At 42.6% G+C, this 8,552-nt stretch carries 7 protein-coding genes and 1 pseudogene; 4 read left to right on the top strand and 4 right to left on the bottom strand.

Annotated elements, in window-relative coordinates; genetic code table 11:
* Positions 1–437, bottom strand: a pseudogene (locus tag LN995_RS07770) (gliding motility-associated C-terminal domain-containing protein); the annotation flags it as partial.
* A gap of 224 nt (positions 438–661) precedes the next feature.
* On the opposite strand from LN995_RS07770, the gene LN995_RS07765 reads away from it, so the two are divergent.
* From LN995_RS07765 to LN995_RS07750, 4 genes are all read left to right on the top strand, one after another.
* Positions 662–1,342, top strand: coding sequence for a succinate dehydrogenase cytochrome b subunit (locus LN995_RS07765; protein ID WP_229960043.1), 681 nt, complete (start codon positions 662–664; stop codon positions 1,340–1,342).
* Positions 1,343–1,363: 21 nt separating this feature from the next.
* Positions 1,364–3,298: a fumarate reductase/succinate dehydrogenase flavoprotein subunit gene (locus LN995_RS07760; protein WP_229960041.1), complete on the top strand. Its 1,935-nt coding sequence runs from the start codon at positions 1,364–1,366 to the stop codon at positions 3,296–3,298.
* 134 nt (positions 3,299–3,432) lie between these two features.
* Positions 3,433–4,185, top strand: a complete 753-nt coding sequence (locus LN995_RS07755) for a succinate dehydrogenase/fumarate reductase iron-sulfur subunit (protein ID WP_229960039.1) — start codon at positions 3,433–3,435, stop codon at positions 4,183–4,185.
* A gap of 172 nt (positions 4,186–4,357) precedes the next feature.
* The gene (locus LN995_RS07750; protein WP_229960037.1) at positions 4,358–4,882 is read left to right on the top strand and encodes an NADPH-dependent FMN reductase; all 525 of its coding nucleotides are present in this window, start codon (positions 4,358–4,360) and stop codon (positions 4,880–4,882) included.
* An 83-nt stretch (positions 4,883–4,965) separates the two neighbouring features.
* Here the strand turns inward: LN995_RS07750 and ftsZ are convergent, their stop codons facing one another.
* From ftsZ to LN995_RS07735, 3 genes are read right to left on the bottom strand one after another with little or no spacing between them, the layout of a single operon-like run.
* Positions 4,966–6,525: a cell division protein FtsZ gene (ftsZ, locus tag LN995_RS07745; RefSeq protein WP_229960034.1), complete on the bottom strand. Its 1,560-nt coding sequence runs from the start codon at positions 6,523–6,525 to the stop codon at positions 4,966–4,968.
* Between the two features lie 24 nt (positions 6,526–6,549).
* A complete protein-coding gene (gene ftsA, locus LN995_RS07740; protein ID WP_229960032.1) occupies positions 6,550–7,872 on the bottom strand; it encodes a cell division protein FtsA in 1,323 nt (440 codons plus the stop codon).
* Positions 7,873–7,882: 10 nt separating this feature from the next.
* The gene (locus LN995_RS07735) at positions 7,883–8,530 is read right to left on the bottom strand and encodes a cell division protein FtsQ/DivIB (protein WP_229960030.1); all 648 of its coding nucleotides are present in this window, start codon (positions 8,528–8,530) and stop codon (positions 7,883–7,885) included.
* Positions 8,531–8,552: the final 22 nt, after the last annotated feature.

Here is an 8,552-nt window from a genome sequence, read left to right as displayed (position 1 = left end):
TTGATCGTAGTAGAGATGTAGAAAGAAACCTGATTTGTTGGAGGAGCAATATTCAATATGCCATTATTACGCTCTTCTATATTACATCCTATTATGTAGGTTCCGTCTGCAGGATATGTGTACTCCCAATAGAAGACTTCTCTATCTGTTTCGTTACCAATATCTGAGATAGAATATCGATCTACTCGTTGTGTTGTGCCATCGCCATTAGCAATAGTAACCTGTTCATCAAAAATAGGAGATCCCTGGTCCCTGTAAATAGTCATGGTAAAGAAGAAGCGACGGGGATTTGGGTTAGGCGTTGTGTCTCTTTTTGCCGTGATGTCTCCTGCTCTAAGGTGTGTCGCCTGAGCCTCTGTAAGAGAGCCCAGCAGCAAGATTACTATCCACAACAAACAACCTTGCAGCAGACACTTCTTACGTAAACTGTATGGCATATATGTAGCGTTTGACGGTAAACAAGATATAAAGTAAACTAAATATTCCTGTTTTTTAGTATCAACAGACTATTATTCTGCAGGTTGATGTGATTGTAGTTCCTTGTGGTACGAATAACAATTTAGATTGATTCGAAATATGATATTAAAATTGTTTTATAGGAAGGCCACCACTACCTTTGAGAATTAAAAACGCTCACATATTTAACCTTTAACAAATACAGATGAATTGGTTTACTAAAACGTTTTCCAGTACAATCGGCCGAAAAATCGTTATGTCTATAACGGGCCTTTTTCTGTGCTCTTTTCTGGTAGTCCACTTGCTCGGTAACCTTCAGCTCTTTAAAGATGACGGAGGTGCAGCTTTTAACATTTACTCCGACTTTATGGCGCATAACGGTATTATCCGGTTTATGGAGATTATCCTGGTACTAGGGTTTCTCTTCCATATTTATGATGCTATAGTACTAACCAGGAGAAACAAAGCTGCCCGCCCAATCGATTACGCAGAACAGCGTCCGCAGGAAAACAGCACCTGGTCTTCCCGAAATATGGGTTTGCTTGGAACTGTTATTCTTGTTTTTCTTATTATCCATCTTTGGAATTTCTTTGTACCTGCCCGTTTTGGAGGCCTTGAAGGAGTTGTGATTGAAGATGTAGAATATGAGAACCTTTACCTACGCGTAATGGAGTCTTTCAATGTTTGGTGGTATGTAGCGATCTATGTTATTTCTATGGTAGCCCTGGCTTACCACCTGATTCATGGATTTCAAAGTGCCTTCCAGACACTTGGTCTTGATCACAAGAAATATACTCCTTTCATACAGGGTTTTGGATACTTTTTCTCTGTAGTGGTTTGCCTTGCTTTTGCCGCCATTCCGCTGTATTTCTTTTTCTTTAAATAAAAACTAACTATTATAGTTGCTATGATATTAGATTCAAAAATCCCGGAAGGCCCTTTAGCGGAGAAATGGGACAAACATAAATTTGACGTAAAGCTGGTTAACCCGGCCAACAAACGTAAATACGATATTATTGTTGTAGGTACTGGTCTTGCAGGAGCTTCTGCTGCAGCAACTTTTGCCGAATTAGGCTACAATGTTAAATCATTCTGCTACCAGGACAGCCCAAGACGAGCACACTCTATTGCTGCACAGGGTGGTATTAATGCTGCTAAAAACTACCAGAACGACGGAGACTCTGTATTCCGTCTTTTCTATGATACTATCAAAGGTGGAGATTACCGTTCCCGTGAAGCGAATGTTTACCGTCTGGCACAGGTATCAGTTAACATCATTGACCAATGCGTAGCTCAAGGCGTGCCTTTTGCACGTGATTACGGTGGGTTGCTGGCAAACCGTTCATTCGGTGGAGCGCAAGTATCCCGAACTTTCTATGCCCGCGGCCAAACTGGTCAGCAGCTGTTGCTAGGAGCTTATTCTGCTCTTAACCGCCAGGTTGCTTATGGTAAGATAAAAGTTTACCCACGTACTGAGATGCTTGACTTGGTAATGGTCGATGGCAAAGCCCGTGGTATTGTCACCCGTAACCTTATTACAGGTAAAATTGAGTCTCACAGTGCACATGCTGTCGTACTAGCAACTGGTGGTTACGGAAACGTATTCTTCCTTTCTACCAATGCTATGGGGTCAAACGCAACAGCTGCTTGGAGAGCATATAAAAAAGGTGCATACTTCGCGAACCCTTGCTATACACAGATTCACCCAACCTGTATTCCAGTATCTGGAGGACATCAGTCTAAACTGACACTAATGTCTGAGTCGCTTCGTAACGATGGTCGTGTTTGGGTACCGAAAACAGTAGAACTGGCTCAAAAGCTTAGGAAAGGTGAAATCAGAGTAGCTGACATTGCTGAAGCAGATCGCGATTACTACCTGGAGCGTAAATACCCAGCATTCGGTAACCTGGTACCACGTGACGTGGCTTCCCGGAACGCTAAACTCGTGTGCGACGAAGGCCGTGGTGTTGGCTCATCTGGCCTAGCTGTGTATCTAGATTTTGCTGATGCTATTAAACGTGATGGCCTGGCAGCTATCAGTGCTAAGTATGGTAACCTCTTCGATATGTATGCTAAGATTACGGATGAGAACCCGTATGAAGTACCAATGCGTATCTATCCTGCTGTACACTACACCATGGGTGGCCTTTGGGTAGATTATAACCTAATGACAAACCTTCCTGGTTTATATGCTGCCGGAGAGTGTAACTTCTCTGACCACGGTGCAAACCGCTTAGGAGCATCTGCCTTGATGCAAGGTCTTGCGGATGGATATTTTGTGCTTCCTTATACTATTGGTGATTACCTGGCCAAAATGCCGTATGATAAAGTAAGTACTGACCACCCAGCTTTTAAAGAGGCTGAGCAAAATGTAATGGACATTACGAACAGGCTCCTTTCTATCAAAGGTACACGCACAGTAGATGACTTCCATAAAGCCCTAGGACACATTATGTGGGAATACTGCGGTATGGCACGTAATGCAGAAGGCTTACAAATAGCTAAACAGGAAATCCGTAAGCTGCGCAATGAGTTCTGGAGAGATGTAAAAGTGGTAGGTGTTAACGAAGAGTTGAACGTCACACTGGAAAAAGCACATCGTGTAGCAGACTTCCTGGAGCTTGGTGAGTTGATGGTAGAAGATGCCCTGCAGAGAAATGAATCGTGCGGTGGTCACTTCAGAGAGGAATCTCAGACACCAGAAAACGAAGCATTACGTGATGATGAGAACTTTGCTTATGTTGCAGCATGGGAGTTTGCAGGTGTTGATAATGCCCCAGTGCTACACAAAGAAGACCTGAAGTTCGAAAACGTTAAACTAACGCAGCGTAGCTATAAATAAAAAATTAGAAATTAGAAATTATGAGTTAGAAATGAATGTTGAGTAAACAGTGCTCCTTTAACTAATTCGTAATTCGTAATTCGCAATTCATAATTTGAGATAAAATGGCTGGAAGTAATCCAAATGCTAAACCAATGGACCTAACACTAAAGGTTTGGCGCCAAAAAGATAGAAATACACCAGGCCAACTGGTAACATATCCTGTAAAAGGAGTTTCTCCAGATATGTCTTTTCTGGAGATGCTTGACGTGCTTAACGAAGACCTGCTGCTTAAAGGGGAAGAGCCTGTGGCTTTTGACCATGACTGCCGTGAAGGTATTTGCGGTATGTGTAGCTTGTTCATTAATGGTCGGGCACATGGCCCGGAGCGTGGCACTACTACTTGTCAGCTTCACATGCGCCACTTTAATCACGGTGATACAATTACTATTGAGCCTTGGAGAGCAGCAGCTTTCCCCGTACACAAAGATTTAGTTGTTGACCGTTCTGCTTTAGACAGGATACAGCAAGCTGGTGGATATATATCAGTAAACACAGGTGGTGTTCCTGATGCTAACGAAATTCCAATTCCAAAAACTATTGCTGACAAAGCTTTTGACGCTGCTACCTGTATTCAGTGTGGTGCCTGTGTGGCAGCTTGTAAAAACGCTTCAGCCATGTTGTTCGTAAGTGCAAAGGTGTCTCAGCTGGCTCTGTTGCCACAAGGAAAAACAGAGCGTAAAACTCGTGTTGAGAACATGGTTGCCCAAATGGATATTGAAGGTTTTGGAGCATGTACGAACACAGGTGCCTGCGCTGCAGAGTGCCCTGTAGGTATCTCTCTAGAAAACATTAACATGCTTCGAAGAGAGTTCATCGCAGCTAAAGCTACTTCAGAGAATGTATAGTATAAGCTAGTTCTTTTTTTAACAGTAAAATAAAAAGGCGAGGCATTTACTGCTCTCGCCTTTTTATTTTACTGAAAGACAGAGCTTGTAATGTCGTAGATTTACATGTCACATAGCAGATTGCTTTATACCAAAACAAGAATTATAAAGTAACTTGTAAAAACATTGAAATATGATTACACTTGTTTCAAGCACAAACAGACCTAACTCAAAAACAAGGGCAATTGTAGACCTCTATGCCTCCCTACTAAAGGAAAAAGGTATTTCTTATCAGGTATTAGATTTAGCTGATTTACCGGAAGATTTTACTGTATATGCCCTGTATAGTTATACCGGTAAAAATGAGCAGTTCAACAAACTCACCAGCATGGTCTCTAACTCGGATAAATTCATCTTTGTAGTGCCAGAATATAACGCATCTTTTCCTGGCGTGCTAAAGGCTTTTATTGATGGATTAGACTATCCTTATACTTTTAAAAATAAGAAAGCAGCTTTGGTAGGTATTTCTTCCGGAATGCAAGGCAGCAACTTAGCCTTAAGCCATCTTACCGACATTTTCAACTACTTGGGTATGCATATTCTCGCTCTTAAGCCGAAGTTAGCTCATATTGAAAAGAACTTTGATGGGCAAATTATAACCAATAAACTATATCAGGAATTGATAGAACAGCAGATAGAGCAGTTTCTGGAGTTCTAAGATGCACGATAAAAGCAAAAGAGGCTGTCTTTATTTATTAAAGACAGCCTCTTTTGCTTTTATCGTGTGATTAGTACAGACAATCAGTCAACATTATCGTGTAAGAAACGATTATCACCTAATATTTCATTATCATCATTCAGATTAAAGCGGGAAATATTACGTTCTGATGAGTGCACAACTTTATCCAAGGCTACATTACGGCGCAGATAAGCCGGTACATCCAGCTTCTCTTTGATAGCCTCCGACGTAATTTCAGAGCTTAACATACGCAGGCGCTCCCGGCGCTCCTCTGCCCGGCGTTGCATTAACTCACGCTCTTCTGCCAGCCTTGCTGCCTCACGGGCTGCACGATCATCTTCACGAGATGTATAAGAATTATTATCGTGTGTGTTCCCATCAAGTTCAAAAACGATACGCTGCGGCTGCTCTATTGGCCTTCGCACCTCAGGCTGTTGCTCCTGTGCATAATACTGTTGAGACTGAGATGGTGCAGCAGGTGGCGGCGTAGGAGTAGGTGCTGGCGTAGGTGTTGCTACTGGCGCTATTACAGGCTTCGGCACAAATGCAGCAACATCGGCAGCCTCTGGTTTAGCAGGCTCAGTTACCTCTATTTTTTTTTGGCTCTCTAAGTCAAAAACTGTTTTTTTAGGTTCAATAATACCTTCAGAAGCACTTGCAAAACCTGTTGCAATAACTGTAACACGAATGCTTTGTCCTAAGGTAGAGTCTATACCATGTCCAAAGATAACTTCAGCCTCTTGTCCGGCCTTATCCTGGATGTATTCTGTAATTTCAGTCAGTTCATCCATTTCAAGCTCAGCCTGCTCACCTGACATTATAGAAAGCAATATTTTCTGTGCTCCATGAATATCGGTGTTGTTAAGTAACGGAGAAGAAAGAGCTTCTTCGGCAGCACGTAATGCACGACCTTCGCCTTCTGTAGTGGCAGATCCCATTACGGCAGCGCCTGAGTCCTTCATTACTGTTTTCACGTCTTCAAAGTCCACGTTTACTTCAGCAGTAACCGTAATGATTTCTGCAATAGACTTCGCAGCAGTTGTTAATACGTTATCTGCTTTGGCAAAAGCTTCGCGAATGGTTAAGTTACCGAACATTTCGCGTAGTTTGTCATTCAGAATTACCAGAATCGTATCGCAATTTTCGCTCAGGTCTTTTACTCCGTTTTCGGCAGCTACCTTTTTCTTTTTACCCTCAAAAGCAAAAGGCGCTGTAACTATACCCACTGTCAGGATGCCAAGCTCTTTGGCTACTTTAGCAATAACCGGAGCGGCACCAGTACCGGTACCACCTCCCATACCTGCTGTAATGAACACCATCTTTGTCTCGGCGCTCAACATCTCGCGGATTTCCTCTTTACTTTCTAAGGCTGCCTGTTTACCTTTCTCAGGGTTGGCACCAGCACCAAGTCCTTCGGTCAGGTTGGTTCCTATTTGTAATTTGCTAGGTACTGCGCTGCTTTTCAAAGCCTGTGCATCAGTATTACAAATGATGAATTCTACATCTTTTATACCCTGATTGTACATGTGGTTCACAGCGTTACTACCACCGCCCCCGACGCCAATCACCTTGATGATGGACTTACTGTTGGTTGGTAAGTCAAAAGTGTACATTGAAGTCATGCTAAATTCTCCTGCTCTAATGGGTTAATAACTTTGTTTGTTGTCTATATCGTCTGATAAAAAGCCTTTCAACTTCTGGAAGAGATTGCTTCCGCCCCCACTGCTTCCAGAGCTCTTAGGCTGCTGCTGTTGCTGAATAGGTCTGTTGTATTCCTCCTGCTGAGGAACCTCTACATGATGCTCATCACGTTGATCGATTGGCTGGTAACCGGCAAGCACCAGTCCTACGCTTGTGGCATACATCGGGCTCTTTACAGCGTCTACCTTAGATCTTCCTAAGTGCTCATTCGGATAACCTATACGGGTATCCATACCTGTAATGTACTCTACAAGTTGCACAAGGTTTTGTAATTGGGCACCTCCTCCGGTAATAACAATACCTGCTGCCAGGCTATTAGCAAATCCTGATCGAACAATTTCTGCATACACCAACTCTACAATCTCTTCCATTCTTGCTTCAATAATATAGGCAAGGTTCTTCAAAGAAATCTCTTTTGGCGTACGATCACGCAGCCCTGGAATAGAAACGATCTCGTTCTCAGAAGCTTCGTCAGCAATAGCTTTTCCAAACTTCACCTTTAGCTGCTCTGCCTGGTTTTGCATTACCATGCAGCCTTGCTTAATGTCAGAGGTTATGATGTTCCCTCCAAAAGGTAAAACAGCTGTATGGCGTATAATATTGTCTTTAAAGATTGCTAAATCAGTTGTACCACCACCAATATCAACCAAAGCCACACCTGCTTCTTTCTCTTCATCGCTAAGCACCGACATACAAGATGCCAATGGTTCCAGAATGAGATTGTCTATTTCTAAACCAGCACGGGTGATACATTTATTGATGTTGTTAATGGCGTTTGATTGAGCTGTAATGATATGAAAATCACCTTCCAAACGCACACCAGTCATACCGACAGGGTCTACAATACCTTCTTCGTAGTCAACCTTGTATTCCTGAGGCATTACATGTATGATTTCGCTACCCGGAGGTGTCACCAGACGGTACATATCATTTGTAAGGCGGTTTACATCCTCCACCGTAATCTCATTATCTGTTACCTGACGCGTAATGCTACCATTATGCTGAAGGCTTTTGATATGCTGACCGGCTATACCTACGTTAACCACTCCAATATTGATACCTGACTGCTCCTCTGCCTGCCGGATTGCTTTCTTTATAGCGTCAACAGTTTTGTCGATGTTGCTCACTATGCCACGCACTACTCCTTCAGAAAGTGCTTTGCCCATCCCCAAAATCTCCAGCTTCCCAAACTCATTCCTCCGACCAACAAGTGCGCAAACTTTGGTTGTGCCAATGTCCAAGCCTACTACTATTTTGTCGTTCTGCATATCTTATGTATTATTCGCAAATTATCTGATCTTCGTACTCTACGTTAACTCTTTTATATTTGTCCCACCCCATTACAGGCAGCACTTCTTTATAAAAGACCATCAATTTTTTAAACTTTGTTTCTAACTCGGTTGGCTTTCCAAACTCAATGGTATGCTCTCCTACCTGAGGTAAAAACGATATTTTTCCTTTCCCATCAATGTGCATCTGGGCTAACTGTGCTTTCCAAAACTGGTCATTCTCGATGAACTGTAGCAAAGAAAGGTAGGCCTGACCTGCTGAATCCTGAAAAAACCCCTTGTCTAGTGACTTAATATTAGCCGACTTTGTAATAGGGATTACACGAGCAGTGTACCTGTCTGAAAGCGGAAGCACATTTCCCTCCGCATCTAAGTATACATCTTCACTTGATCGTATGATTCTGGCAATAGGCCTGTTTTGCTTTACGCTAACATGAATATCACCATCAAGCCCTCTGAATACATCCGCCTCTTTAACAAAGCTATGTGCTTCAATGCGCTTCTCAAGGTTCTTCAGATCTATTTCCTGATTCGGAAGCCCCTCTAGATTTCGCTCTCCCTCCCGGGTTAGTAGGTCCCTTACCTCCGTATCCCCAATAAAGTAATTGTTGTACTCATTATCAATTATTATTGACACTTTTTTACAAGTTTTTTCATTT

Origin of the sequence: Pontibacter silvestris (genome assembly GCF_020907275.1) — a bacterium.
In the GTDB taxonomy this organism is placed as follows: domain Bacteria; phylum Bacteroidota; class Bacteroidia; order Cytophagales; family Hymenobacteraceae; genus Pontibacter; species Pontibacter silvestris.
The sequence above is the reverse complement of the archived record's forward strand: the minus strand, read 5'-3'. Positions and strand labels throughout refer to the sequence as shown.